Annotated in this window: 21 protein-coding genes and 5 pseudogenes; 13 read left to right on the forward strand and 13 right to left on the reverse strand. The window is 57.8% G+C overall.

Annotation, left to right across the window (positions count from 1 at the left end; genetic code table 11):
* Window positions 1–50: 50 nt before the first annotated feature.
* From ACMYR2_RS19020 to ACMYR2_RS19030, 3 genes and pseudogenes are all read left to right on the forward strand, one after another.
* Window positions 51–808: pseudogene (locus ACMYR2_RS19020) on the forward strand (IS5 family transposase).
* A 253-nt stretch (window positions 809–1,061) separates the two neighbouring features.
* A complete protein-coding gene (locus ACMYR2_RS19025) occupies window positions 1,062–1,535 on the forward strand; it encodes a cation-transporting P-type ATPase (RefSeq protein WP_416194205.1) in 474 nt (157 codons plus the stop codon).
* Window positions 1,460–2,565, forward strand: a pseudogene (locus ACMYR2_RS19030) (HAD-IC family P-type ATPase); the annotation flags it as partial. The gene ACMYR2_RS19025 and the pseudogene ACMYR2_RS19030, both read left to right, overlap by 76 nt.
* Before the next feature lie 95 nt (window positions 2,566–2,660).
* On the opposite strand, the gene ACMYR2_RS19035 reads toward ACMYR2_RS19030, so the two are convergent.
* The gene (locus ACMYR2_RS19035) at window positions 2,661–3,698 is read right to left on the reverse strand and encodes a zinc-dependent alcohol dehydrogenase family protein (RefSeq protein WP_347264023.1); all 1,038 of its coding nucleotides are present in this window, start codon (window positions 3,696–3,698) and stop codon (window positions 2,661–2,663) included.
* Between the two features lie 344 nt (window positions 3,699–4,042).
* On the opposite strand from ACMYR2_RS19035, the gene ACMYR2_RS19040 reads away from it, so the two are divergent.
* On the forward strand, window positions 4,043–4,864 hold the full coding sequence (locus tag ACMYR2_RS19040) for a universal stress protein (protein WP_416194201.1): 822 nt from the start codon (window positions 4,043–4,045) through the stop codon (window positions 4,862–4,864).
* Window positions 4,865–4,941: 77 nt separating this feature from the next.
* On the opposite strand, the gene ACMYR2_RS19045 is transcribed toward ACMYR2_RS19040, so the two are convergent.
* Window positions 4,942–5,334 (reverse strand): hypothetical protein, encoded by a 393-nt coding sequence (locus tag ACMYR2_RS19045; protein ID WP_416194202.1) that lies wholly within the window; start codon window positions 5,332–5,334, stop codon window positions 4,942–4,944.
* Between the two features lie 124 nt (window positions 5,335–5,458).
* Between ACMYR2_RS19045 and ACMYR2_RS19050 the strand changes: the two genes are divergently transcribed.
* Window positions 5,459–6,594, forward strand: a protein-coding gene (locus ACMYR2_RS19050; RefSeq protein ID WP_416192834.1) for an IS3 family transposase whose coding sequence is annotated in 2 segments (ribosomal slippage) — window positions 5,459–5,729 and window positions 5,729–6,594 — 1,137 coding nt in all. Because the reading frame shifts where the segments join, the coding sequence is not laid out codon by codon here.
* 58 nt (window positions 6,595–6,652) lie between these two features.
* Here ACMYR2_RS19050 and ACMYR2_RS19055 read toward each other — a convergent pair.
* Together ACMYR2_RS19055 and ACMYR2_RS19060 are read right to left on the reverse strand one after the other, a co-directional pair.
* Complete coding sequence (locus ACMYR2_RS19055) at window positions 6,653–7,096, reverse strand: DUF302 domain-containing protein (RefSeq protein ID WP_416194203.1); 444 nt, start codon at window positions 7,094–7,096, stop codon at window positions 6,653–6,655.
* A gap of 279 nt (window positions 7,097–7,375) precedes the next feature.
* The gene (locus ACMYR2_RS19060) at window positions 7,376–7,924 is read right to left on the reverse strand and encodes a hypothetical protein (protein ID WP_416194159.1); all 549 of its coding nucleotides are present in this window, start codon (window positions 7,922–7,924) and stop codon (window positions 7,376–7,378) included.
* 354 nt (window positions 7,925–8,278) lie between these two features.
* Here ACMYR2_RS19060 and ACMYR2_RS19065 point away from each other — a divergent pair.
* Window positions 8,279–8,689 (forward strand): annotated as a pseudogene (locus tag ACMYR2_RS19065) (IS5 family transposase); the annotation flags it as partial.
* Between the two features lie 111 nt (window positions 8,690–8,800).
* Window positions 8,801–9,841: an IS110 family transposase gene (locus ACMYR2_RS19070; protein ID WP_416194160.1), complete on the forward strand. Its 1,041-nt coding sequence runs from the start codon at window positions 8,801–8,803 to the stop codon at window positions 9,839–9,841.
* 1,419 nt (window positions 9,842–11,260) lie between these two features.
* On the opposite strand, the pseudogene ACMYR2_RS19075 reads toward ACMYR2_RS19070, so the two are convergent.
* A pseudogene (locus tag ACMYR2_RS19075) lies at window positions 11,261–12,270 on the reverse strand (IS3 family transposase); the annotation flags it as partial.
* A gap of 83 nt (window positions 12,271–12,353) precedes the next feature.
* Between ACMYR2_RS19075 and ACMYR2_RS19080 the strand changes: the two are divergent.
* Window positions 12,354–13,376: an IS110 family transposase gene (locus ACMYR2_RS19080; protein ID WP_414648987.1), complete on the forward strand. Its 1,023-nt coding sequence runs from the start codon at window positions 12,354–12,356 to the stop codon at window positions 13,374–13,376.
* A 246-nt stretch (window positions 13,377–13,622) separates the two neighbouring features.
* Here the strand turns inward: ACMYR2_RS19080 and ACMYR2_RS19085 are convergent.
* Window positions 13,623–13,970, reverse strand: a pseudogene (locus ACMYR2_RS19085) (transposase); the annotation flags it as partial.
* Between the two features lie 627 nt (window positions 13,971–14,597).
* The gene (locus ACMYR2_RS19090; RefSeq protein WP_416194161.1) at window positions 14,598–14,957 is read right to left on the reverse strand and encodes a hypothetical protein; all 360 of its coding nucleotides are present in this window, start codon (window positions 14,955–14,957) and stop codon (window positions 14,598–14,600) included.
* A gap of 294 nt (window positions 14,958–15,251) precedes the next feature.
* Between ACMYR2_RS19090 and ACMYR2_RS19095 the strand changes: the two genes are divergently transcribed.
* Entirely contained in the window at window positions 15,252–15,677 is a 426-nt protein-coding gene (locus tag ACMYR2_RS19095; protein WP_416194162.1) for a transposase, read from the forward strand.
* A gap of 478 nt (window positions 15,678–16,155) precedes the next feature.
* On the opposite strand, the gene ACMYR2_RS19100 is transcribed toward ACMYR2_RS19095, so the two are convergent.
* Window positions 16,156–16,851 carry a helix-turn-helix domain-containing protein gene (locus ACMYR2_RS19100; RefSeq protein WP_416194163.1) on the reverse strand — a complete coding sequence of 232 codons (696 nt, stop codon included), beginning with the start codon at window positions 16,849–16,851 and terminating at the stop codon, window positions 16,156–16,158.
* 156 nt (window positions 16,852–17,007) lie between these two features.
* Between ACMYR2_RS19100 and ACMYR2_RS19105 the strand changes: the two genes are divergently transcribed.
* The gene (locus ACMYR2_RS19105) at window positions 17,008–17,292 is read left to right on the forward strand and encodes a transposase (RefSeq protein ID WP_416194164.1); all 285 of its coding nucleotides are present in this window, start codon (window positions 17,008–17,010) and stop codon (window positions 17,290–17,292) included.
* Between the two features lie 354 nt (window positions 17,293–17,646).
* On the opposite strand, the gene ACMYR2_RS19110 is transcribed toward ACMYR2_RS19105, so the two are convergent.
* Together ACMYR2_RS19110 and ACMYR2_RS19115 are read right to left on the reverse strand one after the other, a co-directional pair.
* Window positions 17,647–18,782 (reverse strand): IS3 family transposase gene (locus tag ACMYR2_RS19110; protein WP_416192834.1). Its coding sequence is split into 2 segments (ribosomal slippage): window positions 17,647–18,512 and window positions 18,512–18,782, totalling 1,137 coding nucleotides; the frame shifts between segments, so codons are not numbered across the junction.
* 63 nt (window positions 18,783–18,845) lie between these two features.
* Window positions 18,846–19,457: a CBS domain-containing protein gene (locus tag ACMYR2_RS19115; RefSeq protein ID WP_416194165.1), complete on the reverse strand. Its 612-nt coding sequence runs from the start codon at window positions 19,455–19,457 to the stop codon at window positions 18,846–18,848.
* Between the two features lie 1,468 nt (window positions 19,458–20,925).
* On the opposite strand from ACMYR2_RS19115, the gene ACMYR2_RS19120 reads away from it, so the two are divergent.
* Complete coding sequence (locus ACMYR2_RS19120; RefSeq protein ID WP_347265207.1) at window positions 20,926–21,123, forward strand: hypothetical protein; 198 nt, start codon at window positions 20,926–20,928, stop codon at window positions 21,121–21,123.
* Window positions 21,124–21,457: 334 nt separating this feature from the next.
* On the opposite strand, the gene ACMYR2_RS19125 is transcribed toward ACMYR2_RS19120, so the two are convergent.
* Window positions 21,458–22,297, reverse strand: a complete 840-nt coding sequence (locus tag ACMYR2_RS19125; protein WP_416194166.1) for a universal stress protein — start codon at window positions 22,295–22,297, stop codon at window positions 21,458–21,460.
* Between the two features lie 469 nt (window positions 22,298–22,766).
* On the opposite strand from ACMYR2_RS19125, the gene ACMYR2_RS19130 reads away from it, so the two are divergent.
* Together ACMYR2_RS19130 and ACMYR2_RS19135 are read left to right on the forward strand one after the other, a co-directional pair.
* Window positions 22,767–23,456, forward strand: a complete 690-nt coding sequence (locus ACMYR2_RS19130; RefSeq protein WP_347265209.1) for a CBS domain-containing protein — start codon at window positions 22,767–22,769, stop codon at window positions 23,454–23,456.
* A gap of 320 nt (window positions 23,457–23,776) precedes the next feature.
* Window positions 23,777–24,367 carry a hypothetical protein gene (locus ACMYR2_RS19135; RefSeq protein ID WP_347265210.1) on the forward strand — a complete coding sequence of 197 codons (591 nt, stop codon included), beginning with the start codon at window positions 23,777–23,779 and terminating at the stop codon, window positions 24,365–24,367.
* 147 nt (window positions 24,368–24,514) lie between these two features.
* On the opposite strand, the gene ACMYR2_RS19140 is transcribed toward ACMYR2_RS19135, so the two are convergent.
* Complete coding sequence (locus ACMYR2_RS19140) at window positions 24,515–24,898, reverse strand: host attachment protein (protein ID WP_416194167.1); 384 nt, start codon at window positions 24,896–24,898, stop codon at window positions 24,515–24,517.
* A gap of 169 nt (window positions 24,899–25,067) precedes the next feature.
* A protein-coding gene (locus tag ACMYR2_RS19145; protein ID WP_347265212.1) for an IS3 family transposase occupies window positions 25,068–26,176 on the reverse strand; the annotation gives its coding sequence in 2 pieces (ribosomal slippage) (window positions 25,068–25,912 and window positions 25,912–26,176; 1,110 coding nt in all).
* Between the last annotated feature and the right edge of the window lie 291 nt (window positions 26,177–26,467).

Raw genomic sequence — 26,467 nt, forward strand, 5'->3', positions numbered from 1 at the left:
GTCTGATCGCTGATTCATAGGGTTCCGTGATTCTGGCACGGAGCTGCACGATGGGGATCAAGCGGTATGAGCTGAGCGATCGGCAGTGGGCAACGATTGCACCGTTGCTACCAGGCAAGGCGGGTGATCCGGGGCGGACGGGAGCGGACAATCGGCTGTTCGTGAACGGCTATCTGTGGGTGCTGCGATCCGGCGCGCACTGGCGTGACTTGCCCGAGCGTTATGGCAAGTGGAAGACGGTGCATCGGCGGTTCAGCCGGTGGTGCCATGCCGACGTGTGGGAACGGGTGTTCGCCACCCTGACCGCCGACCGCGACAACCAATACCTGATGCTCGACAGCACCATCGTTCGCGCCCATCAGCAGGCGGCCGCCGGAAAAGGGGGGCCAAGGATCAGGCGCTGGGGCGGTCTCGAGGTGGGCTGACCACCAAGGTCCACATGCTCGCCGATGCGCTGGGCCGCCCCTTGCGTGTCATCGTGACCGCCGGGCAGGTCGGAGACATCACGCAAGCCCCCGTGCTGCTCGAAGGCCAGGCCGGGGACGCCGTGCTCGCCGACAAGGCTTACGATAGCAACGCCTTGCGGGCCCTCATCGCCGGCATGGGCGCCGAAGCCGTGATCCCGTCAAACAGGACGCGCAAAGTCGTCATCCCGCATGACGCCGGCCTCTACAAACACCGCAACCGGATCGAGCGCTGCTTCAATCGTCTCAAGCACTTTCGCCGCTTCGCCACCAGATACGACAGGCGCACCGTTCATTTCACAGGCTTCATCCACCTAGCCGCAGCAATGATCTGGCTGCGGTAAATGTCGATCCGTCCTAGGCCGGGGCGGTAGGGTTAGAGCGGTTCTTCGCGGTTCAATTGTGGATTGTGTCTCGTCGCTAGATGATGTCCAGACGGTCTTTGCAAGAGCTTGTGGGAACAAGCTCTGGATCACATTCGAGGAATCTCCGATCCGATTGGGCCCGTGGAGATAGCAAGATGACGATTGCGCATGGGAGGTATTCTGACGGCTCTAGCGATCGTTACATCAGGCTTCCAACACTCAACGAGCCGTTCTGGAACGAAAGCAACGACGCCCTACTGCGTGGTCTCGCGACCCCGAAGGGGGGCTGACCGGCGCAGAAGCGGAACGGCGACTGTTTCGCTATGGCCCCAATCTCTCCGTGCTGAACATCCGGCGAAGTCTCATCATCAAGTTTGGCAGGCGCATCGCGGAGTCGCTGATTGCCATTCTTCTCATCGCCGCATTGATATCCGGCGCGGTAGGCGATTGGCAGAGCCTTATCGTTATTGTCTTGATTGTCGTGTTCTCCATCGCACTCGACGTTGTTCAAGAGCAAAAGGCTGAGAACACTGTTGAGGTGCTGAGACGCTCCGTTGCTGTTACGACGTCGGTCCTGCGCGACGGGCGGCCTGTTGAGCTTGCGGTACCGGAGATCGTCCCCGGAGACGTGGTCGAGTTTTCGCCGGGTGTGCGGCTTTTCTCGACCCGCCAAAGGCGTCGGCGACCCAAGCTGTCAACGATCTGATTCAAGCCGAGGTTTGTGTAAAAATTGTATCCGGAGACGCGGCGCCTGTCGTTTTACATCTCGTCAACACGCTCGCGCTTCCAGCACGTGGATTACTCTCGGGGGACGAGATGCCCTCAATGACCGATGCGGCGCCTACTGCGCGCGTGACTGAAACGGATATCTTCGTTCGCATTTCACCGGATCAAAAGATGCGGATCGTACGTGCGTTGCGCCGGAACGGGTATACCGTCGGGTTTTGGGCGACGGAATCAATGATGCGCCAGCTATCCATGTCGCTGATGTCGGCGTCTCCGTTGATGGCGGCACGGACGTAGCGTGTGCGGCAGCCGACATTATCCTTCTTGCTCCGGAGCTCGGCGTGCTGGCCGCCGGTGTTGCGGAAGGTCGGCGGACCTATGCCAACATTATGAAGTATGTGCGGATGGGTACCAGTTCGAATTTCGGTAACATGCTGTCGATGGCGCTGGCCTCGCTGGTGTTGCCGTTCCTGCCTCTAACGGCGCTGCAAATCCTTCTCAACAACCTCATCTACGATATTTCCGAGATTGGGATTCCATTCGATACGGCTGACGAAAACGAGCTTGTTAGGCCGCAAGCCTGGGACATGAAATCCGTATTGCGCTTTACCTTGGTCATGGGCCCCCTGTCTTCGCTGTTCGATGCAGCGACATTTTCGCTGCTCCGTCTTGGCTTTAGCGCGGATGAGGCTGTGTTTCGGACCGCCTGGTTTGTCGAATCCATCGCGACGCAGATTCTCGTCATTTTTGTAATTCGCACCGCCAGGCTTTTATGGGCAAGCCGCCCCCATCCTGCGCTTGTGGTGACTTCGCTTGGGGCGCTCGGAGGTGCGCTCATTCTGGCGTTAACGCCGCTTGGCGGCTTTGTCGGGTTTGTAGCACTGCCTTCGGTCCTATTAGCTGCGCTCGCCGGCGTGGGCGGGGTTTATCTCGTGACGGCTGAGCTTCTGAAGCGAATCGTCATACCGCCGTATCGAGACGTTTCATTCCACAAAATGCCTGCTTCTTAGGAGCGGCCGCCCTCGGAGGCGTCCTGTCCTGAGCTGGCTAGATGCTTTATGTGCATCCACCAAAGATTGATTGGAACGGGACGGGTCCTCTAGCCTCAGGCAGTGATGATTACTTTCAGTGCGCCCGTATCGGCTGCGCGGCTGAATGTATCATACGCCTTAAGAATTTGATCGAGGGGGAATCGATGCGTAATCAATTGGGCAGGATTGATTTTATTTGATTGCACCGTCTTGAGAAGCATGGGTGTTGTGACCGTGTCAACCAGCCGGGTCGTAATTGAGATATTGTGCGACCATAGTCTCTCCAGGTGCAGATCGACCTTGCTGCCGTGTACGCCAATGTTGGCGATGATGCCGCCGGGAGCGACTATATCCTGGCAAAGCACGAAGGTTGCGGGAACGCCGACCGCCTCGATCGCCGTATCGACACCTTTGCCACCGGTCAATGCTTTCACTTTGTCAGGAGCCTTCCCGCCCACGCTATTGATCGTATGTGTAGCGCCGAATATCTTGGCGATCTTGAGACGTTTGTCATCGAGATCGATCATGATCAGTTCGGCGGGGGAGTAAAATTGCGCTGTCAGCAACGCCGCAAGACCGATCGGCCCGGAGCCGACGATCGCGACGGTTGACCCCGGTGCCACCTTGCCGTTCAGAACGCCGCATTCGAAACCGGTCGGTAAAATATCGCTCAACATGACGAGCGCCTCTTCGTCGGCGTCAACCGGAATACGGTAAAGGCTAGTATCTGCATGTGGGGTCCGGACATATTCAGCTTGTGTCCCATCGATCTCGTTGCCAAGGATCCAGCCGCCGGTCGTACAGTGGGAATAGAGACCCCGACGGCAGTATTCGCATTTACCGCAAGAGGAAATGCAGGAAATGAGGACATGGTCGCCTGGTTTGAAGGTCGTGACACCGGCGCCAACTGAATCGATGATGCCGACACCCTCGTGCCCGAGAATCCGACCGGGTGTACAAGTCGGCACGTCACCTTTCAGAATATGCAGGTCCGTGCCGCAGATGGTCGTTTTCACCATCTTGACGATAGCATCTCCTGCGGACCGTATTTCCGGCTTGGGGCGATCTTCGAGCGTTTTGTGCCCGGGTCCATGGTAGACAAGCGCTTTCATGGAATGTTCCGATCTAATGAGTTGCTTGGTGTCAATAAAAGCTGGTCCGCCGCGCCGCACGTTGATTTCGATCAAGACCGACCTTTCGGCTTGGCAACATGTCAGTTGTCCGCGCCGCTATGGGTATCACCAGATATCGTGTTGCGACGGCGAACGCGGCTTTCTTATCCGGCTGCATTCGATGTTTAGCATCGACCGATGCAAGTTCACGACGCTGTTGTCTGACACGACCCTGACATCAGAATACGACGGTCAGCCGATCCGCACCGCAAGAAGTTGATTTGGATCAAGCAGCCTGCATCAGGATATGGACGTGATAGGCGATTGCCGAAGTGGAGGCTGTTATGTCCTATGCAACGCTGATGGTCTGGATCAATGTCGATCACGTCTCGAAGCAGTTCGTTGGCGTCGCAGCAGGTGCGGCGGACAAATTCGCGGCCAATTTGCTCGGATTATCGGCTGTTGCGATCGTTTCGCCTTTTGTCGCTGAGGGTGTCGTGATCGTTGATAATGCGACCGAAATCGATATCGCAAAGGTGAAAGCCAGCCTCGCGGAGGCGGGAAACAAGGTCCAAGCCGCCGTCGGAAGTGGCTGCCGGATCGAATGGCGATCAGTCATCGCGTTTCCCACGGAGGCGTTGATCAGTGAGGCGCGTTGCGCCGATTTGATCGTGATCGAAAGTGGCAGATCCGCGGGCGATATGTATCGAAGCGTCGATGTTGGAGCCGCAATTCTGGGAGCCGGTCGTTCCGTCCTGGTGGTGCCCGCGGCAGTGAAATCCCTTGCCGCCGACCATGTCATGATTGGGTGGAAAGATACGCGAGAGGCGCGGCGAGCGGTTCAGGATGCGTTACCGTTCCTTCACGAGGCCAAACGCGTAACTGTCCTGGAGATATGCGAGAAGGAACAGATGGAGACTGCGCGCCATCATGTTGATGATGTCGTTCGCTATCTCGCGCAGCACAGGATAAAGGCAGAACGTCGGGTCGAAATGCAGGCTCGCGGCTCTCGCGCGGATCAGATCATCGGGTGGGCAGATGACGAAAAGGCTGATCTCCTGGTAACCGGAGCTTACGGCCATAGTCGACTCAACGAATGGATGTTCGGCGGGATGACCCGCGATCTGCTCACGACGAGTCCGATCTGCTGCCTGATGTCTCATTGAGGTGACAAGTTGCGCGCGTATAATGCATTTCGGCAGAAAGTCTCTGAATCGGCATCGCCTCCACGGAAGAGGCGTCCTCAGCCGCGAGAACAAGCGGATGAAGCTCCGGGTCTGATCGAGAAGGAGCAGGTCGACATCGAACGCGAGATTCCGATAGAGGACAATGAGTCGGTCGAGCGCGGCGAGCCTCGCGATCGGCCGGACCCGCCACTGTTCGAAGACTGAGGGTCCGGCTCGGCCACGTCGACAACTGCAAATTGCGAATCCCGCAAGGCCCGCGATACGATCAAAGCGTCGCGAACGTCCAGCCCGTAGACACGGATGTGCCCGCGAAGTGCCGCGGAACCCATTTCCGCGATCTCGCCTCCGGTGAGAATGCCTACCTGCGCTGCAACGCCTGCCTCGTGCGCAACTGCCAGCGCCGTGGCCGGATAGTCACCGGTGATCATGGCGACCGACGTGATCAACACGCTGCCGCTGTCCAGGTTGCGAAAGCTACTGAAGCGATAGTTGGAACTTTTGGTCCCTTGAGGTGGTGCCGGTTTCTGAGACAGGGGCATAAGGTGGATCGCCCGATGAAAAGGACGATCCGGTATGAAGACACGCAGACGATTTACGGCTGAGTTCAAGGCCAAGGTTGCGCTTGAGGCGATCCGTGGCGAGCGGACGATTTCGGAACTGGCGACAAAGCACCAGCTTCATCCGAACCAGATTACGCAGTGGAAACGGCAGGCCATCGAGAACCTGGCCAAGACGTTCGACGACAAGGCTGCTGATGCGCAGGTCGGCCGGGAAGCCGAGGTGACCAAGCTGCACGCCAAGATTGGCCAGCTTGTCGTTGAGCGGGATTTTTTGGCCAAGGCCTTCGATCGCTGAGCCTGGATCGGAGGAGAATGATGATTGACCCCGATCACAACCGGCTCTCGATCCGCCGCCAGTGCGAACTGGTCTCGATCTCGCGGGCGTCGTTCTACCGACAGCCCGCCGGCGAGACGCCCGAGAACCTCGAACTGATGCGCACCATCGACGAGGCCTTCATGGAGACGCCCTGGTATGGCTCCCGGCAGATGGCCCGGCATCTGCGGCGTCAGGGCTGGTGCGTGGGTCGCAAGCGGGTCCGGCGGCTGATGCGCAAGATCGGTCTGTCGCCGATCTACCAGGCGCCGAGAACCAGCGAGCCGCATCCGCAGCATCGCATCTATCCCTACCTGCTGCGGCACCTGGCGATCGAGCGGCCGGATCACGTTTGGTGTGCCGATGTGACCTATATCCCGATGCGGCGCGGCTTCCTTTACCTCGTGGCCATCATGGACTGGTTCAGCCGCAAGGTCCTGGCCTGGCGGTTGTCGAACACGATGGATGCCGACTTCTGTGTTGCCGCTCTCGAAGAGGCGATCGCCTGCCATGGCAGGCCCGACATCTTCAACACCGACCAAGGCTCGCAGTTCACTAGCTTCGCCTTCACGACGACGCTGAAGGATGCCGGCATCCGCATCTCCATGGACGGGCGCGGCCGCTGGATGGACAACGTCTTCATCGAACGACTGTGGCGCAGCCTCAAATATGAGTGCGTCTTCCTCAGCACATTCGAAACGGGAAGCCAAGCCCGCTGCGGCATCGGCTCCTGGATAGACTATTACAACCGGCGACGCCCGCACTCGACCTTCGCCGGCAGGACGCCCGACGAAGTCCATGCTATGGCGGAAATGACGGAGCAATTGGCGGCGTAGAAACGAACCCGATCCACCTTAGCCAGGCCGCCAAACTGTCTCACCAAGCGGGTCCACCTCATTCTTGGCCACGACTCATGTTAGTTTCCAGAATACGGTGCTGCGTCACCGGCTTTGCGTTAATATTTTTGATAGCGTTCTGCAGACGATCTCGAAGATCAAGGACGATCCAGCGCAACTCAACATTGTTCGTGGCATACGCAACCGTAGTCAGGTCCACTGCTGAGATCTTGATGCAATCATCGTCCCTGCGTTGGACAACAATGTTACAAAGCATGATGGAGCCGATTTCATCACGCACCTGTATCGCGCGATGAGCCAACGCCGGATGATATGCGCCGAGAACCCGGTATGGTCGAAAATCGACAGCAAGAGTCTTCTTGAACGCCCGTTGCATATCGATTTCGGCGAATACTTCAAAGCCTTGACGCTCCAAAGCTTGCCTCGCTGCCGCGATAGCTTCTTCAAAACTGACATTGAACGTCTTTGAGAAGAAGTGCATTCCGGCCTCCTCATTACGTCCGGAAACGAAGTATATCTCGTGACGAAAGGTGCGAATTGACATAGCTCAAATATTTTGTCTCCGAGCGGCGGCCGAGCTGGCGCTCGTAGGCGATTGCTCCACTCTTGGGCAAGTCGATACCACCCCTTGAGTAATCGCAGCATGCTCCCCACCGATCACGCCGCCGCTCTACAGAATAGCGCTAACTTGCGCCGGCCACGACGCCTACGTGCCCGCGGAAACTCGTTAGCCTGTTTGACAATCAACGCACCCGTTCCGTCATTTCGATGGAAAGACTTGATTGCTGAATGGTGAGGCGGTCGGAACCTGAATGACGATATAAGCCCTTCCGATTTCCCGATGACACCCATTGCACGCCGCGGTCATGTTCCCAAATGCCTTGCTGAAGTCTGATACGTTTTTGGCTGCAATTGCAGATTTTATCTCCTTAGCGGGTTGCATCAGGCTCACCATGTCGGCCACCGGGATGCCCGAGTACAAAAAAGCGATATCCTGAAAGTTCTCCAGCATCTGCTCCAGTTCATATTCAGCCAGGGGCCAATTGGCAGCCCGGCCGGAAAACCAGAGCTTGATGTGCCGCATCTGCATGGTGTTCATGAAATCACCCAGACGCGGAACATAGTTCTTCGAGGTCAGGGAATCGCCGGCGAAAACATAAGTTGCTCCAACGCTTGCAAAGACGATGCTCAGTACGAATGCTCCTGATACCAATAGCAAGCGAGTTAATCCGCCAAGCATCGTCCAACCTCCGAATGTTCGATGGGATTGAATACCATCGATCGATTCGATGACCTTGATATTGATCAAGACGCAGCCGCATATGGCAGCTCGACGAGCGCTCCCGTACTTGCGAAGCGGTCCTTGCGGGCTTCATCGCAGGCAGCTGGTTCGATGCCGTCAAGGAAACGCACCGGCTGCTATGCCGGGGCTACTTCCTCCGTCAACGACACAAAGTGCAGGGGCATGGAGCGGACCAGTTCTCCCGAGAACATGTCTATGGGGAATTGGCCGTCCGATGCCTTCGACGCGAGCGCAGTCGGTCGTCGCCGTGAGCCTTGCGGTGAAGCCAGTCGGAAAGCCGGATGCGGGAAATCCGCACGTCCGGTTTGATGAGCGGGGACGGGAAACGGGGCAATGCCACCGCGCCCGTCCTCGACTCTACAAATCGTTGGTCGAAAGCGCCATATCGCGGTCGACACGGACGGGCGATTGCTGATGATCAATCTGACAACCGCCGACATCTCCGACAGTGCAGGCGCGCAAGCGATCCTCGATGCGATCCGCAAACGCTGGCCGTGGGTGAAACATCTGTTCGCCGACGCCGCCTACGACCGACTGAAACTGATGGACAAAGCCGTCTATCTGCAGATCGTACTCGAAATCATCCGACGCCGCGACGGGCAGAAGGGCTTCGAAGTCCTGCCGCGCCGCTGGGTGGTCGAACGAACTTTCGGCTGGATGATCCGCTGGCGCAGGCTCGTGCGTGATTACGAACGTCGCATCGATGTCTCAACCGCCATGATCCATGTCGCCATGGCCGGTGTCCTCATCCGCAGAAACGCTCATCCCTGATTTTCCAAACAGATGGGGTGATTGGGGTCTCGGCCGGAGGGTGGCTGTTCCAGTCAGGATGTTGGAACGTGGTCGGTGTTGAATCGCCACAAGCATCGAGAAGGAACAGCCATGAAGTACTTTGCCGGACTGGACGTGTCTTTGGAAGAGACCGCTATCTGCGTCGTCGACGAGACGGGCGGCATCGTCAAGGAAGCTCGCTTTGCGAGTGAGCCGGATGCCCTGGTTGTAGCCCTTGAAGGGATGGGTCTGGTGTTCGAACGAGTTGGCCTGGAGGCCTGTTCGCTGACGGCTTGGCTTCATGACGCTCTGCGGGGCGCAGGCTTGCCGGCGATCTGCATTGAGACACGGCAGGCGAATGCAGCCATGAAGACAATGCCAAACAAGACAGATCGCAACGATGCTCGGGCACTGGCGCAAATCATGCGAACCGGCTGGTTCCGACCGGTGCACGTCAAGAGCCGGCAGTGTCGCTTGTGGCGCTCGCTTCTTGTGGCGCGCCGAACGATTCTCAACGAGATGCGGACAATCGAGAACGTGGTGCGTGCGATCATGCGCGAAGCCGGTATCAAGCTCGGCACACCGTCCAGAGCTGCCTTCGCTGATCGCGTCCGAGCCATGGTCGGCGACGACACTTTGGTGATGCCGCTCGTCGCCCCTTTACTCACGGTCCTCGCCACGATGCTGGACCAATTCAGCCGCCTGACCAAACAGGTTCTCGATCTCGTCCGGAAGGAAGAGGTCTGCCGGCGTCTGATGAGCGTTCCCGGCGTGGGACCGATCACCGCGCTCGCCTTCCGCGCCACCATCGACCGGCCGGATCGGTTCAGGCGGTCGAGGGACGTCGGCGCGCATCTCGGCCTGACGCCTGCGCGCTATCAGTCCGGGGAGACCGACATCCAGGGCAAGATCAGTCGATGCGGCGACGAACTCGCTCGCACAGCCCTCTACGAGGCGGCGCACACGCTGCTCGTGCGCAGCCGGAAATGGTCGAGTCTGCGGGCTTGGGGAATGAAGATCGCAAAGCATCGCGGCATAGCGCGAGCGCGTGTCGCGGTCGCCCGCAAGCTTGCCGTAATCCTTCACCGGATGTGGAGTGACAGCTCCCCGTTCCGCTGGGGAAAAGAAGCCGACGTCGGCATTGCCGCCTAATATCAGGAGCTTCATTCAGCAGGAGAGAGGATCAAGACATCGCCCGAAAGGGTGAACCGGATCGTTCCTGTGGGGACGATGGGCAAGGCGATCTCGTTGAGAGTCCAGAGCCTTGCGGGTTCAACCCGCAAGGTCGTGAAACAGATTGAGACGCCTTGCCTTCCTAACCCCAGCATGCGGCGGCTCTACGCCGACCGCGAAGAGAAGCGCGTGACCCATGGGGCGACGCGATCCGGAATGGCAAATGGAGCAGCTTGACTTCAACGACCCCAATCAGAGAAGGCTCTTAGCGGTGCTTCTGCTGCTGGGATGGGAGAGATGTGCCTATTGATATACATCAAATCATATATCTGAAGTGATGTTAAACAGACTTATCAGCCTGACTGAAATTCACGGGCTGTCACGAATCGCCGGCACATCAGGCCGGCGATGCTTGGCCCATTCTGGGCCTGTTTCCCCACCCACAACTCGCCCGGCGCTTTACGGCGTCGGGCCTTTTTTGTCGTTACATGGCCGACCTTTTCGTCCTGAACCGCTCGGCCTTGGTTGGCCCCGCTCTTGCCGGTCGGCTGTTCATCCGGTCAGAGCAGCGATTCATCATGAAGAACAACGTGCGTAAATCCTAGGGCATCCCATACGTTACTTCTTGAGATCGCTCAGCGCCAGCCCGGCCGGCGCGGACAGGACGAGCCGCTGCAGACATAGCGATGCGCGAGGCCTTCGCCGACAGGCGCAGGCAACTCGCGTGAGCCTTGCATTGCCGTCAGCGGTCAGTTCGCTCAGTCGCGCGCGCCGTGAGGACGTTCAGGGGCGCAGGTCAACTTCGTGCAGGCATCCTGCGGCGTCGCAATGGAGTGATTTGTTGCTGCAGCGAAAATCATCAAAATGAAAGGCGACGAATTCAACTCTGGAAACCGTAAAGCGCGGACTGCTGCGCGGCTGCAATCGACCTGCCGCAGGCAGCATCCCATTTTTGTACAATTGCACGGAACTCAGGCAGGAGATTCCTGAGATGGGCGGGATTCCACCGATTCTGGGCTAAACCACCGTGCGATAACGCAGGCTGAGATATTCCGGACAAGCAGAGAGGCACGACTGCAATCTTCGAAATGAGCTTACGTGGATCCACGATCGCTTCCCAAGAAAAGTAGGACATAGATGAATTATCGTATCCAACGCGGAAAGGTGATTGAGGCAAATCAGAAACGCCTCTCGAATTTCCAAGCGCGAACACGTCGTGATGTAGCACGCGGCAAAAACTACGAGGCCGGAAAAGTCGATACTCGATGAGAGCCAGCCCATCTATCGCTTGACACAAATCAAGGCACTGGAGCGGGGACCGAATTGTCCGTCGTCAGATAATTTGAGACTGATCAGGCATTTCGAGAACGGAGGCTCTGGCTCATCAGGGGTTAGAGTTTAAGCGGCCTGCAGTCGATGCTGCAAGCGGCGGTTTGCGATGGTGGCCCGCTTGATGCGGTGTCGTTCGGCGAGGATCGTCTCGGCTCTTCCAAAATAGACGTCAGCGGGCGTGAGGTTGTCGATGCTCTCGTGATAGCGGACGTGGTTATAATGCTCGACGAAGGCGTGGACCTGCTGCTCGAGATCTCCGGGCAGGTAGTAGTTGTCGAGCAGAATGCGGTTCTTCAGGGTCTGATGCCAGCGCTCGATCTTTCCCTGGGTCTGGGGATGATACGGGGCGCCGCGTACATGCTCCATGCCTTTGTCTTCGAGCCACGCGGCCAGATCGCTCGCCACGTATGACGAGCCGTTATCCGAGAGGAGCCGCGGCCGGTGCATGACGGTGGCGCGATCGAGACCCGATGCGGCGAGCGCCTGGTCGAGCGTGGCCGTGACGTCGGAGGTACACATCGTGGGACCGAGCCTCCAGGTCACGATGTAGCGCGAGAAGTCGTCGAGCACGGTCGAGAGGTAGTACCAGCCCCAACCGGTGATCTTGAGGTAGGTGAAGTCGGTCTGCCAGAGTTGGTTGATGGCGGTGGTCTTGTCCTTGAACTCGTTCGCGGCTTTGATCACCACATAGGCCGGGCTGGTGATGAGATCGTGCGCCTTCAGCAGCCGATAGACCGAAGCCTCCGAGACAAAATACTTTCTCTCGTCGGTAAAGCGCACCGCCAACTCCCGCGGCGACAGCTCGGGAATCTCCAGCGCCAGGTCGATGATCTGGCCTCGGACGTCATCCGGGATACAATTCCAGACCCGATCCGGTCGAGAGCGGTGATCTGCCAGGGCCTCAATGCCACCCTCGCGGAAGCGATCGTACCACCTATAAAATGTGGCGCGGGGATGCCGAGCTTGTCCAGCGTGCGCTTGGCCGGCAAGTGCGACTGCTCCACCAGCGCGATGATCTCGGCTTTCTCGGACGCAGGGTACCTCATGCCTCGTCCTCCCCATCCCCGTTCATGCTTATGGAATGGCCCGTCCCTTTCTCCGGCATCAAGTACGATGCTGGTGTCAAAAACGGGAAAGGAATGAGCTAATGTCTATAACAATCCTCGGGGTTGATCTGGGAAAGAACTCTTGCAGCGTTGTTGGAGTCGACACGACCGGTGCTGTAGTCGTTCGTCGAACGATGCGCCGGCAAACGCTGGTCGAATATGTGACGAAACTTCCGGCCTGTGTAGTTGCGATGGAAGCATGCTGCGGCGCCCATCACCTGGGCCGCCTGTTTGTCGCGCAAGGTCATAAGATCCGGTTGATGTCACCGGAATACGTCCGTCCATATATTAAAGCTCAGAAAAACGACGACCGCGATGCTGAAGGAATCGCCGAAGCTGCCTCACGACCGACAATGCGGTTCGTCGAACTCAAGAGCCAGGAGCAGTTGGATATTCAAACGCTGCATCGTGTGCGCTCGCGCCTCGTGGCAGAACGAACCAACCTCATCAATCAACTACGCGCGATCCTGCTGGAGCGCGGGGAGATCTTCCCGGCCGGCCGGCGGAAATTCGAGCTTGGCGTGGATGGCATGCTTGTCGATGGCGATCAAACATTGTCACCGCGTATACGCCAGTTAGCTGGCGATTTACGTACCGAATGGAGAGAACTCGACGCGAAAATCGCGGCGTTGAATGGCGAATTTGTCAAACTGTCACGCAATGATCCCGCAGCTTGCAGGTTGACTTCGATCCCTGGCGTTGGCGTGCTCAACGCAACGGCCCTGGTCGCTGCGGTTGGCGATGCAAGTAATTTTGCCAAGGCCCGGGACCTGGGCGCCTGGCTCGGGTTGGTTCCGAAACAATCCAGCACGGGAGGTAAGGCTCGGCTGCTCGGGATATCCAAGCGTGGCAACACTTATTTGCGCACTCTACTCATCCACGGCGCTCGCGCGGCTTTGCCATCGCTGTCACAAAGCGATACGCCACTGGGGCGGTGGCTGAAGGCAATGATCGAGCGGGGCGTACACCGTAACGCCGTAGTGGTGGCTTTAGCCAACAAGCTGGCGCGGATAGCTTGGGCCATCTTGCGCAAGGAAGCGCGCTTTGAACGCAGTTACCCGGTAGCCGTGGTTTAACGAGATCAGCGCTGCGCATAGTTCGCGCAGTCCAACGGGGTTTGCAGGAAGGATCGAAGAGATGGCCTGACAGTCGAACGGCGTTCGGAAATCCCGATCAAAAAAATGGCACATTCGCTGCCGGCATGCTTATGGGGCTCTGAACGTGCGGATATCCATCTTGGCCATGGGCTTGCTCATGAGACCGTATACGTTGACGCAGACTGTTCAGAATGCCGTAAAATCCTCTTGCAGACGGGGCGGGCCATACGTTTTTTTAAGCAGACGGTTTTCCAGGGTCAGGTCGGCGACGACCTCCTTCAACGCCGAGGCCTCACGACGAAGGTCTTTAACTTCGCCGGAGGTCGCGGCGCGGGCCGTGTCGCCTGCCAATCGGCGCTTGCCAGCTTCCAGGAACTCCTTGGACCAGCCGTAATACATCGAGGCGGCGATGCCTTCGCGGCGGCAAAGCTCGGAGATATTCTCCTCGCCGCGCAGTCCTTCCAGCACGATGCGGATCTTCTCCTCCGCCGAATATTGCCGGCGCGTCTGCCGGCGGATGTCCTTCAGCACTTGTTCTGCCGGCGCTTTGCCCGGCCCGGATTTCTGCTTCATCTTCGCTCCTTGCGGCTACGATGAACCAGAAATCCTCCCTCCGTGAAGTCCCGCAATTTGTCTCAAGAGTGCTGACGGGGAACAACCGCGACAAACCGTCCAGCCTCGCCGGCTCCCACTCCCTCACGCCAGCATCATTCGAGCCTTCACGTCCTCGACGGCGGCACCAAGCCGCCCACTTACGACGCCCTCTTCCACCACCGTCGCTTATCCATAAACTCGCAGCGAAGCGCCTTCCAATCGATGTCGTACTCCGGCTTGATCGTTTCGCAGAAATGTCGTTTGGTCATCGATTGACGATGCGCTGATGCCACCCTGGCCCACGCTATCTGCTTCTGAACGCCGATGCCAGCCGCATCAAACGCGCCGAGCCTTCAACGTTGGATAACGTTAGCCGCAATAGAGATCGAGATTAGAAAGCTAACGAAAACCCTAGCTGCTGTTCGATAATAGTGCCCGATCAGTGGACGGAGCAGGGCCTCACATCCAGGAGCGCCACACTGCCAACTGCACCAAAGCTGATCCGGAATACGGCGCTGGGTCGGGAAGCCCTGTTGCGCCTCGCTACTTCTCGTCCATGAACGAGTGGTATGGCCGCAGAATAACCGACAGGAAGGCTCGGTGCTGTCACCGTTTGGCGGCGGCAGCGACTTCCGGCTGCGCGGCTCTGCTGAAGCGTTGTGCCTGGTGACGCTTCCAGCGCGGTACGACATAAATGCACAAGTTCACTTGACTTGGAGGGCTTGGATACTGGGTGGCCTGAGAATATTCTGCTGCTATCATGAAGCGTTCATGCATGACGTCGACGGAGTATCGTTGAACGTGCAGCCACCAGCCAAAGATGATTCCGGTGCTTCTAATCTTGCGCCAATAGCCAGGGATGTGGGAATGGAGTTGAGGCTGTTTGCATCGCGAGGAGCCTTCGAAAGGGTGCGCGAGTTGCCTGTCATCATACAGCATGCGCGCAATCGCGGCGATGGTCGGCATGCGCCTATCGTTGAGCTGATGCGGTGAATTTCAGCCTTCTCGCGCTCGACCAAATTCTCAATAACGCGGGGGCGCGGCCGAGCGCTAGCAGGCTGGCACTGGCACCAATCGCTGCCGCGCCAGCGCCGAACGTGGTCAGCATGCGGAGGCGGAGCGCCATCCCGCTCAGGCGGGCGATCCCGGCCATGGCAACGCCAAGCCCAAGGAGGTTGCGCGCAACCATCTCAGTAGGCCATGCATCGCGAGTAAGCCGACGCGGACCAACGGTACCGAGTCTGTGTGCACGCCAGGGACATGAAAGCGGCCTGGTGTCTGGCCGCCAGCAACGCTGAAGCGACGGCGCGCGAAATCACCAACCATTACGCCCGGCGCTGGACGATCGAGCCGGGGTTTCGCGACACCAAGGACCTTCGCTTCGGCATGGGGTTAGGCGTTCTTCGCATCGCCGATCCGCAACGCCGCGACAGGCTTCTTCTTTTGAACGCCTTCGCCATCGTGCTTTTGACGCTGCTCGGCGCAGCCGGCGAGAGTCTCGGTATGGATCGCCATCTCAAGGTCAACACCGCCAAGCGCCGAACTCATTCGCTGTTCCGCCAGGGATGCATGCTCTACGAGTTGATCCCAAACATGCCGGATGTCCGCCTGCGCCCGCTTGTCGCGCGGTTTAGCGAATACATCAATCAACACGCCGCGCTAAATCAAACGTTCTCATGCGTGTGAATGAGGGGATACCTGAGGATGGAGCCAGGTCCGGGAAAGGGTGCACTACTTAAGAAGGTCGCACAGGCTGAGAAAGCGTCAGAGCTTGATAATTGGATCAACTCTTCTGGGCTTCGACCGCCGAAGTGAGTGTTACTGGCGACGATGTCATGACGCGCTCGTCACGAGACACGGCTCCATATATGTTTGCAGGGGGTGAACGAATAAACTGACGGATGTTCGAGTTCATAATGATCGTCTGCTAAGTGTATCACCTCGACACAGTCAATGTTTAGTCGCTTACTGCCGATTTGCTGCTCAGCCAAAACCAGCGCCTGGGAAGAATCGTTCGATTGAACATCGATCTGACACTGAAGGCACCTGAAACTATGGCCGCTCGAATTCAGCAGATCCCTTGTAGAAAGAGACACGATAGCTGTTCATTTGAAAACTCCTCGTCTTCGCGTAATGAGGGCCGGTGAACTGCAAGTCGGTGCCCTTAAGCCTCCATGGCGGATAGCCGCTGTCGGTTGCACAGCGCGATTTGGCGAGCGCTCGAAAACATCAGGATGCCCTCATCGTTGAGTTGTGAGAGCGCCCGCGAGACGGTCTCGAGCGTCAAACCGAGGTAATCGCCAATATCGCGACGACACATCGGGAGCGTCATCATGCCGGCTCTGGCGAGCCGGCGGTCCATTTCCAGGAGGAAAGTGGCAACGCGCTCCATCGCAGTCTTGCGGCCAAGAAGCAGCATATGATCTTCGGCATGCCGGAGGTCGCTTGCTGTCATCGTCCAGAGATTGCGGGCAACCCGGACGTTCGATGCTGCGGCCTTCTCAAGGCTGCGACGGGGTACCAGGCGGACGGTGGTGTCGGCGATTGCTTCGGCGGTGAGCCGGTGCTCCGGGCCGGGGTCGAGGCCAAAGACATCGCCAGGCAGGTGGAATGCGCCGATCTGCCGTCGTCCGTCACTCAGGAGTTTATAGGTGCGGACTGCGCCGCGGATGATCTGGTAGAGGTATTCGGAAGGCTCGCCCTCGCCGTAGATTTCCTCATCCTTTTTGTAGGAAAATTCGCTTGCGACCACTCCCGAGCAACGGGCGATCACGCTGAATTGGTCGGCCGGTTCCGTCGCCATGACGCGCGGAATGTGGAGAGCCTTGGCAGTCGGGGCGGTGATCGTCTGGGTATGCATATCGCCATCTCCTCGATGCGGGATGGGCTAGTTTACCGGAGATGTGTGCGCCGGAATATTTCGGTCGATATCCTAAGGAGAACCTCCTAAGGGCTTTTACGGAGGTGCTGTTCCAGGATTTGGCACAGATGGACGGTGGCACGTCGAATGCATTCCATGTCGCAATCGATTGGCGTGACGCCGCATCTGACACAGAACCGGGCCGTCACCAGAACCGGCAAGACCCGCAGCAGCGCCATCGACCAACGAACCACGCGGCATCCGGGCTATGGCATGTCGCAGTCACGCCGGGCGATGGTCGAGTGCATTTTCGGGTGGGGCAAGCAGCACGGCACCATGCGCAAGACCAAACATCGCGGCATCGCTCGCGTCGCCGCCAACTTCCTGCTCAATCTGGTCGCCTACAATCTGATCCGCATCCCCAAACTCGTCGCAGCGTAGCCGATCCAGACCTCAAACTCAAACTCCCGAACACGCCGTCTCAACAGCCAGCCTCGCAATAAAACCCCGTAATTCTGTGCGTTTTTCAGCAGACTGCTCTAGAAGGCAACCTTATGAGCAAGGGTGGAGATTGCTGTCGTTCTCGGCATTCTGCGGTTTTGTACCGATCAACGTCGGATGCGCCGGGGCAATAACCGACCTCCACGTCGTGGTCAGTAAATAAACACAGGCTCCTGAATGAGGTGGTCGTTGACAGCGCCCACTCCAGGCATGTTTACCGCTACGGTGTGGATTGAGGTGGACCCGCTTGGTGAGACAGTTTGGCGGCCTGGCTAAGGTGGATCGGGTTCGTTTCTACGCCGCCAATTGCTCCGTCATTTCCGCCATAGCATGGACTTCGTCGGGCGTCCTGCCGGCGAAGGTCGAGTGCGGGCGTCGCCGGTTGTAATAGTCTATCCAGGAGCCGATGCCGCAGCGGGCTTGGCTTCCCGTTTCGAATGTGCTGAGGAAGACGCACTCATATTTGAGGCTGCGCCACAGTCGTTCGATGAAGACGTTGTCCATCCAGCGGCCGCGCCCGTCCATGGAGATGCGGATGCCGGCATCCTTCAGCGTCGTCGTGAAGGCGAAGCTAGTGAACTGCGAGCCTTGGTCGGTGTTGAAGATGTCGGGCCTGCCATGGCAGGCGATCGCCTCTTCGAGAGCGGCAACACAGAAGTCGGCATCCATCGTGTTCGACAACCGCCAGGCCAGGACCTTGCGGCTGAACCAGTCCATGATGGCCACGAGGTAAAGGAAGCCGCGCCGCATCGGGATATAGGTCACATCGGCACACCAAACGTGATCCGGCCGCTCGATCGCCAGGTGCCGCAGCAGGTAGGGATAGATGCGATGCTGCGGATGCGGCTCGCTGGTTCTCGGCGCCTGGTAGATCGGCGACAGACCGATCTTGCGCATCAGCCGCCGGACCCGCTTGCGACCCACGCACCAGCCCTGACGCCGCAGATGCCGGGCCATCTGCCGGGAGCCATACCAGGGCGTCTCCATGAAGGCCTCGTCGATGGTGCGCATCAGTTCGAGGTTCTCGGGCGTCTCGCCGGCGGGCTGTCGGTAGAACGACGCCCGCGAGATCGAGACCAGTTCGCACTGGCGGCGGATCGAGAGCCGGTTGTGATCGGGGTCAATCATCATTCTCCTCCGATCCAGGCTCAGCGATCGAAGGCCTTGGCCAAAAAATCCCGCTCAACGACAAGCTGGCCAATCTTGGCGTGCAGCTTGGTCACCTCGGCTTCCCGGCCGACCTGCGCATCAGCAGCCTTGTCGTCGAACGTCTTGGCCAGGTTCTCGATGGCCTGCCGTTTCCACTGCGTAATCTGGTTCGGATGAAGCTGGTGCTTTGTCGCCAGTTCCGAAATCGTCCGCTCGCCACGGATCGCCTCAAGCGCAACCTTGGCCTTGAACTCAGCCGTAAATCGTCTGCGTGTCTTCATACCGGATCGTCCTTTTCATCGGGCGATCCACCTTATGCCCCTGTCTCAGAAACCGGCACCACCTCAGATCGCCTTTCTGACCTGCTCGGACTCGACCGTGCCCCACAAATCGACAATCCCGCGGGTGACGGTGACATTGAGTTTGTGGGTGTGCGCCCACGGCTGTTTCTTGAGTTCTTCCATTAACTCCTGACGGATCGCGGCGTCCGACAGTGTGATCTCGAGGTGTGGCCGGGCACTCGCCACGGCCTGGATGATGTTTGCGCGACTGACAATGCCGAGCAGGTCGCCCGCTTGGTTGACAATTGGCACTCGCTTGATGTCGTTCGTTTCGAACAGCTCGGCAACGTCAATCAGAGGCGTTTCGGGATCGGCCGTCTTGACCTCTCGTGTCATGATGTCAGAGATCTTTCTGGCATGAGATTGGACATAGCCCTCTGCCATCGCCTGATCTCCGGACAGAATATGCAGCCACCAGGAGTAGGGGCGTTCAGTCCCTGCCTCGATGCGATGCATTAGGTCGGCTTCGGTGGCGATTCCGACGAGCTTTCCTGCCTTGTCGACGATTGGTACGGCGCTGATGCGTCTGGCAATCATTGTCTTCGCCACGTCTTGCACGGTCGCATCCTCGCAGGCTGTGATGACCGGGGACACCATTACGTCTCGCGCTTTCATAAGAACCTCCAACATAATTCCAAGTGACCTATCTTGGTAGGTGCGTTTCAAATGGAACAACCGTATCGGGTACCGTCATCGTTTTCAGCATCTTGCCCGTAACGCTACCGAGAAGTCAGCAAGTCGGGAGTTTCATGGTCAGGGCTCACTTGAACCCAAGATGACTCTCCAAGGACAGTTAGACACAGATGAATTATCGTATCCAATACGGAACGGTGATTGAGGCAAATCAACCCAGAAACGCCTCTCGCTATTCCAAGCGAACACGTCGCGACGTGGCACGGAATTGACGCTTGTTGCTCAGTATGCGTCTCGTAGTGGGCCTCCGCAGGATCTGTAAAGCTCGGCCAGACGCGGCGCAAAGATCGATGAAAGAGCCGCCCTAGCGAGAAACCACGTTGTCGAGCGCATTGGCTGGCTGCGAGCGGCCGTGCTCTGCGCAAGACGGACCATCACCGCAGGGCTTCGAAACGAACCGGCCTAACGGCGGCCAGAATAGATCGGTGCCGCCAAGACCACACCGGTTGCGATCTGCAGTACAAGCAGAAGGAATAGGGCTGCGATAGTTATTCGCGCTGCGGGATTATGCCTGACATATTCCTTTGGCTCTCCGCTCGGGTATTGGTCGGCGGATTGGGTTGGAACCAAAGGTAGCTGGCCTTGCTTACTGTGGTTCATTGCAATCTCCCACGAACAGGCGTTGATTGCTTCCACGGTTCGGGACTTAGGGCAATGATCTGGATCAACATGAGAGGGCAGCCGCCGCTGGTGGTCTCGGCGTTCCGTGACGTTGCTAACCTCGGCTTCCTTGATCTTTAACCTTGCGATAGCCAACCGTCGCAGAGAAACGTCCGATGCTGCAGCCTTTGCCAGGCTGCGACAAGGCAACAGAATCGGAAGGGTGCTGACCCTTGCGGCGCTTTTATGTGGCGCCCATTGGATGCTTCGTGGTCAAATGCTCGCAAGGATGCTTCCTCGTTCCGGCGAGTAAGAAACGTTCGATTCTGTTCTGGGGTAAGCGAGTATGACGTTCTAAAGACGCGAACGGTTTAGGCGTGCGCCGCTTCAGCGCAAATTTCTGAGCCCGGGACCAGGGCGGTTTGCTGCGCAATCCTCAGTCGTCGACAAGACGTTCAGTGTATTCAAGGCTTAAAGTCTGGAACCTGCGCACGCTGGGAGGCCGTCAGTCTTCGCCATTGTTAATCTCGGCGCTGCATCTGGTTCGGCTTCGTGAAGTGAAATCTGTTGCTCTGGATGTGGCCGTTCCGATCTAGGTTTCTGCGGTCCAGGATCTGGAAGCCTACGCCGAGGGTCACGCGAGCCGCGAGATGACGGCGATCCTCGCGCGGATACCTCGTACGGCTGTCAGGCATGGCAATAGCGTGCTTGATGAAGTCGGTCTTGAGACAATCGTGCCGGGTGATAGGCTGCTCATTCGACAAGGGATGTTGTCGCGGCCGATGGAACGGTGGCCAGCTGCGTTGCAGGTCTGGGCCAATCGGCGCTGACAGGTGAACCGATCCTGGTGCAACAGCGGGGCGGCGATGAGGTGATGAGCGGATCGACAAATGCCGGCGACGTTTTTGACCTGGTAGCGTCACATCACGCCGCGGAGAGCACCTATGCCGGCATTGTCCGGGCTGGTCGAGGAGGCGCAGTGCTTTAAGGCGGCGATGTGCGGCTTGCGACCGGTTTGCCATATTGTTTCTTGGCGTGACCGTGCCGATTGCAGGTTTAGCTTTGAGACGCTGGCCGCGCGTGTACTCGCTCGTCATTGACAAGACGGGAACGCTGATCGACTACTCTGCATTTCGAGGCTGCTGGCGTCGAAGGAGAAGGGCGTCCGGCCGCATGGTCTTCCAGCGCCGCCTGCTGCGGCGCATGGCCCATCGGCACGGCATGTCCGACGAAACCAGTCGGCCTCTTTAAGTCCCCAATCTCTAGCCTGCCATGGTTAGATGCGACGGTGCTGGTGTCACCGTTGCACATCTCAGAAAAGGTCAGTGGGAAAACAGAATCGGAAGGGGTGGCCTGGCCAATAAGCTTCTTGTCGCGCCGCCAAGAATGAACTCACGGAGTCTAGAGTGACCATACGCACCCATTACAAGTACGTCGGCGCTGCATGAATCCGCGTGGCTTTCGAGAACCTCGCCGATTGGCCGTGCCGCCGCGTCGACCTCATCAACCGTCACATCGATACCATGCCGTGAAAGGTTTTTCGCAACTTCCTCCGCTGAATGCCTAGTGTCCAAAGCCTTTTCGTTAAAGACGGTCACAACCCGCACCCGTTGTGCGTTTTCCAGTACTGGCATGGCATCGGCGATGGCCCGGGCCGCCGTACGGCTAAAATCCCACGCGACCACAACCGTCTTGAGTTCGAACGACTTTGTGCGGTGCCGTTCCGGTAAAACCAGGGTCGGCTTTCCGGATCCAAAGATCACAGATTCCGCATACCATTGGTCGTAGGATTCGGAGACCGAGATGATCGTCAGATCGCGATGGCGTGAGTATTCCACGAATGTGTCCGGCACCTTGTATGTGACACACCGCTCCAAGATCGTTTCGTGGGGCAGGCCCGCCCTTTGAGCCGCCGATTCAAACGAAGCGAGCAAATCCTGGGCGTTCTTCAGGCTCTTACGCGCCTCGCCGGCGGCAATTGCCGCGACGTCAACGAGCAAACTGGAGAGAAGGGTTCCAGGAATCTCTACACGTGCTTCGCAGGCGATTGCCGCAATGTGTGGGCCCAGCGACGAGGCAAACGAAACTGCGTCCTCAATAACCGAAACCGGGGTCGGTTCGGGATAGCTTGTCAAAGTGAGAAGAACGTCTTTTATAGCCATCGGCTTTCTCCTCGGAAGTTGATGAGAGTAGTCTCTGCGTTCGGAGGAGGATTGATCTATCGCAGATTCGTCTCCGTCATTCCGTCGCCCGACGGCTGTCGATCGGTGCCACCAGAATGACGGCGAGATGGTGCATTCACCGCGCTTTGCGCAGACGGCGTGCGGGATGATGCCGTATGAACCAAGTCAAGCAACTATCCTGCTGCGAATTGCAGCACCCTTGAACGAGCTTCGACGCGCACCGTACGGATCAACTTCATGTCCTTGCCTCTTTCCGGCTGCTGGATCGCATTTCGGCGATTTCTGGAAGGGTCAGGTCATACCCGAGGGACTTGAGACCTCGTAGTTGGCGGCCCGAATATTTGGCTCAGATCAATTGAAGGAGTCGGGACTCGATTGAGATCATGATTGATGTGCATCAATCATGTGGGTTCGTTCGGTGATATTCATTGCAAATATGGAGGTTTGAATGCGTGCACATCAGATCATGACCCGCAAGGTGACAACGGTGACAGCCGACACATCTATTCTGGATGCTGCAAACCTCATGTTGCAACAGCGGATCAGCGGCCTTCCGGTGGTTGACGAGATGGCGCGGCTAATTGGCGTGGTCTCTGAAGGAGACTTTGTGCGACGCAGTGAGATTGGTACGCAACGTCCTCGCATCAGATGGCTCGAATTCTTGATGGGGGCTGCCGGAAAAGTTGCCCAGGACTTCGTGCGAGAGCATGGTCGCAAGGTCAGCGAGATTATGACACAAGACGACCTCTGTACCGCAACCGAGGACATGCCGCTTGCCGAGCTTGTGCGTTTGATGGAACGTCGCAATGTCAAGCGCCTGCCCGTGGTGCGTGGACGCACGGTAATCGGGATTGTGACTCGCACTGACCTACTTCGTGCTGTCGCAAGTCTCGCACGGGACGTTCCGGACCCGACGGCAGATGATGATCATATTCGTGACCGCGTGATCGCCTCCATCGAGAAGAATGATTGGCGACCAGCGCAATTCGGCGTCACGGTTTATGACGGAATTGTGCATCTTACAGGCGTCATCACGGACGCGCGTTTCCGGCGAGCTGCGATCGTGGCGGCTGAAAACGTCTCGGGTGTCAAGCTAGTTCACGACCACCTCTATCTAGTTACCGAGTCCGGTCTTTAGGTTAGACCGCGCGCAGATGAGGAATGGCGAAGATAGGATGGTGGTGACCAGATTTGCGGCCGAGCAAGGAGCCGCGGGGGGCACGCTCGTGCAATAAATCTGCGCTGCGCATTGCGAGGGGGACGTCCCGGGTTTTGTTGAATTTCTGAAGAGGTCGGCGTTGCCCACCTTGAGCCGGTAGGCTGAGGGTGCTGATTCCGCAAAGGAGAGCAACGCCATGACGAGAGATATCACACCGGCTGGTTCGCCGGCGAGGCTCAAGAGAAGGGATTGTAAACCGGCGCTGAACAAAGCTCGTTGAAACAACGCGGTAACTGCTTGTGACAAGTGACAAAATCTACGTCGGAGTGGGGTCGCGAGCGGCGCCGATCGTGACCCCGCTCCGATCGGCTTTTTTCGATTGTCCTTATGGCGTTACTGCTGGCACCTGCAGCGATCTGACCCCTGTGCCGATTCACAATGACGTGGTCGTCGCGGAAGAGCTCATTCAGGCAATATCGAAAAGAAAGATACCCGCGGCGGTCCGGCGCGCTATTGAGGCTATCGGCGGCGTAGCCGAGCACGGTTTCCAGCGCCACGATGGTGCGCGAGAGGTCAAACATGCGCTGGCAGCATTATCCGACGCCATTCGTTCCGGCAGCCGCCAGTGTATTGACGAGTTCCTGCGGAATCTGCACCGCAACAGTGCGGGGTGTTGTCATCACGAGAACAACGTGACCCGTCACGCAGCCGATCACGGTATCAGCTCAGCAAATTGGCTACGTGCGTCGGAATCATGCAGGAAGGCAAGGCGTGGTCATCGGGAGCAATCTTTTCAATGGCCATTGTATCTTCGGTCAACGGCCGAGATCGCTGAGGTCAGGCTCTACAAGTCCTGTTCGCATAAGTTTCATTATGGAATATATTCCTAATCTGAAGCGGGGCGATATCTACCAGCTCGCTATCAAACAACTTTAGCAATTCGCGGTAGGTTGAACCAGCCCTTATAAGATGCTTTTCAATTTCTCCGACCGAATGCTTTGTCAGGTCCTTGTTTATCTCGGCGATAATGCAGACCTTCACGTCGGGTGGAATGCGACCGGCAAGTCGGCCAATGTTCTTGGCGGCGCGACTACGATGAGAACCCTCGCCTTGCTCATGCGGACCATCTGTTCCATGGCTGCAGCAACCGTCTGCGCGAACCGGTGCTCCTCGATATTATGCCAATCGATCTGTTCGACGGCGCTTTTACGCCGGGGAATTGAGGACTCGATGACCCGTCCAAGCCGATCGCTCCCCTGCTCGTGTGTGATCGGATTGGTGTCTTCAAAGACTTCCTCTGCTTCAGATGGGGAATTAAAGCGTCGCCCTCGTTTCGCAGAAACAAGGCCTTTCGGCCGTCGCCGACAAATATCAGCGCATTGCGGGGAATCCTGAACATGTTCACCTGATGCTCGGGACAATTGCGTTTTCTCCAATAAACATGCCGGGGTTCAAAGGCTCGCGCTTCAGGGTCGCTGACCAATCTGGTCGTAAATCCCGAAAGCGCGGAATGCACTCGATGATCTTGACCGGCCCCCACGGAGTGGTCCGATTGGAATGTTAGTTTAGGAATTGCATTTTGACTATCTCCTATGCTGGCCAGACGAGGGCCTCGGGTGCCGGTGGTTGATATCCCAGCGATGAGTGTGGACGCACCGTGTTGTAGTGACGTCGCCAGTTTTCGATCACGATCTGGGCTTCCTTCAACGTGTAGAAGATCTCTCCGTTGAGCAGTTCATCGCGCAGCTTGCCGTTGAAGCTTTCGCAATAGCCATTCTCCCATGGACTGCCAGGTTCGATGTAAGCGGTCTTGGCTCCGACGGTGGCGATCCAATCCCGGAGCGCCTCGGCGACGAACTCAGGGCCGTTGTCTGAACGTATGTGCGCAGGGATGCCCCGCGAGACGAACAGCTCGCAGAGTGCTTCGATGACATCGGTCGCCTTGAGCTTCCGTGCGACACGGATGGCCAAGCTCTCACGGCTGAACTCGTCGATGATGCACAACATCCGGAACGCCTTGCCATCGTGGGTGCGGTCAGCAACGAAGTCATAGGACCAGACATGGTTGGGCCGCTCCGGCCGCAGACGGATGCACGAGCCGTCGTTGAGCCCCAGACGCCCGCGTTTAGGGTGTTTTGCAGGGACCTTCAGCCCCTCACAGCGCCAGATCCGCTCAACACGCTTCTTGTTCACCCTCCAGCCGGCTCGGCGAAGCAACGCCGTAATCCGGCGATATCCGTAGCGGCCATATTGGCGGGCAAGCTCGATGATGTCGGCAGTCAAAGCCGCCTCGTCATCGGGTGTCGTGGGGATCTTGCGCTGCGTCGATCGGTGTTGACCTAATGCCCGGCACGCCCGTCTCTCGGAGATGCTAAGCTCGGCTGTTACATGATCGACGCACGCACGGCGTCGGGAGGGGCTTAGAAGTTTCCCTTTGCGGCCTCCGCCAAGATCAGCTTGTCCAGCGTCAGATCCGACACCGCTCGACGGAGCCGGGTGTTCTCGGTCTCCAGCTCCTTCAGCCGCTTCACCTGGTCGCCCTTCAGGCCGCCATACTCATTCCGCCATCGATAATAGGTTACTTCCGTCACGCCTATCGCTCGGACTGCGTCTGCCACCTGGCGACCCTGGGCCATCAGCACATCAACCTGCCGCAGCTTCGCAACGATCTCTTCAGCCGTATGCCTCTTCCTTGCCATCGATCGTATCCTCCATCCGAAAAACATACTTCAGGGAGGACCACTTCAAAGGGGGCAGATCAATCTACCAAGATCATCGGCCCAATATTCCCAAATGCGTCCGGGTCCCAAAGACAGAATGCTCAATTTGATCAAATAGCTGACCGATCGCAATCGCTTTCGGTAGCTGGATTATAACCCTAATTGACTTCGCTCAACACAAGTTCTGGATTCCGAGGCATTTTGCTTCCTACCGCAAAGAGGTGGGACTGAAAGAAAGACGCAAAAAATGAGGTCAGGTGACAACGCAAA

It is taken from the genome of Nitrobacter sp. TKz-YC01, from assembly GCF_047824785.1.
In the GTDB taxonomy this organism is placed as follows: Bacteria; Pseudomonadota; Alphaproteobacteria; order Rhizobiales; family Xanthobacteraceae; genus Nitrobacter.

Coding starts and splice junctions, on each gene's coding strand:
- ACMYR2_RS19055 (WP_416194203.1), bottom strand. CDS start 7,096: ATGCACTTCTTCTCAAAGACGTTCAATGTCAGTTTTGAAGAAGCTATC.
- ACMYR2_RS19100 (WP_416194163.1), bottom strand. CDS start 16,851: ATGCATACCCAGACGATCACCGCCCCGACTGCCAAGGCTCTCCACATT.
- ACMYR2_RS19070 (WP_416194160.1), top strand. CDS start 8,801: ATGAAGTACTTTGCCGGACTGGACGTGTCTTTGGAAGAGACCGCTATC.
- ACMYR2_RS19035 (WP_347264023.1), bottom strand. CDS start 3,698: ATGAAAGCGCTTGTCTACCATGGACCCGGGCACAAAACGCTCGAAGAT.
- ACMYR2_RS19105 (WP_416194164.1), top strand. CDS start 17,008: ATGTCGCAATCGATTGGCGTGACGCCGCATCTGACACAGAACCGGGCC.
- ACMYR2_RS19130 (WP_347265209.1), top strand. CDS start 22,767: ATGCGTGCACATCAGATCATGACCCGCAAGGTGACAACGGTGACAGCC.
- ACMYR2_RS19095 (WP_416194162.1), top strand. CDS start 15,252: ATGAAAGCGGCCTGGTGTCTGGCCGCCAGCAACGCTGAAGCGACGGCG.
- ACMYR2_RS19125 (WP_416194166.1), bottom strand. CDS start 22,297: ATGGCTATAAAAGACGTTCTTCTCACTTTGACAAGCTATCCCGAACCG.
- ACMYR2_RS19115 (WP_416194165.1), bottom strand. CDS start 19,457: ATGAAAGCGCGAGACGTAATGGTGTCCCCGGTCATCACAGCCTGCGAG.
- ACMYR2_RS19090 (WP_416194161.1), bottom strand. CDS start 14,957: ATGCCGACCATCGCCGCGATTGCGCGCATGCTGTATGATGACAGGCAA.
- ACMYR2_RS19040 (WP_416194201.1), top strand. CDS start 4,043: ATGTCCTATGCAACGCTGATGGTCTGGATCAATGTCGATCACGTCTCG.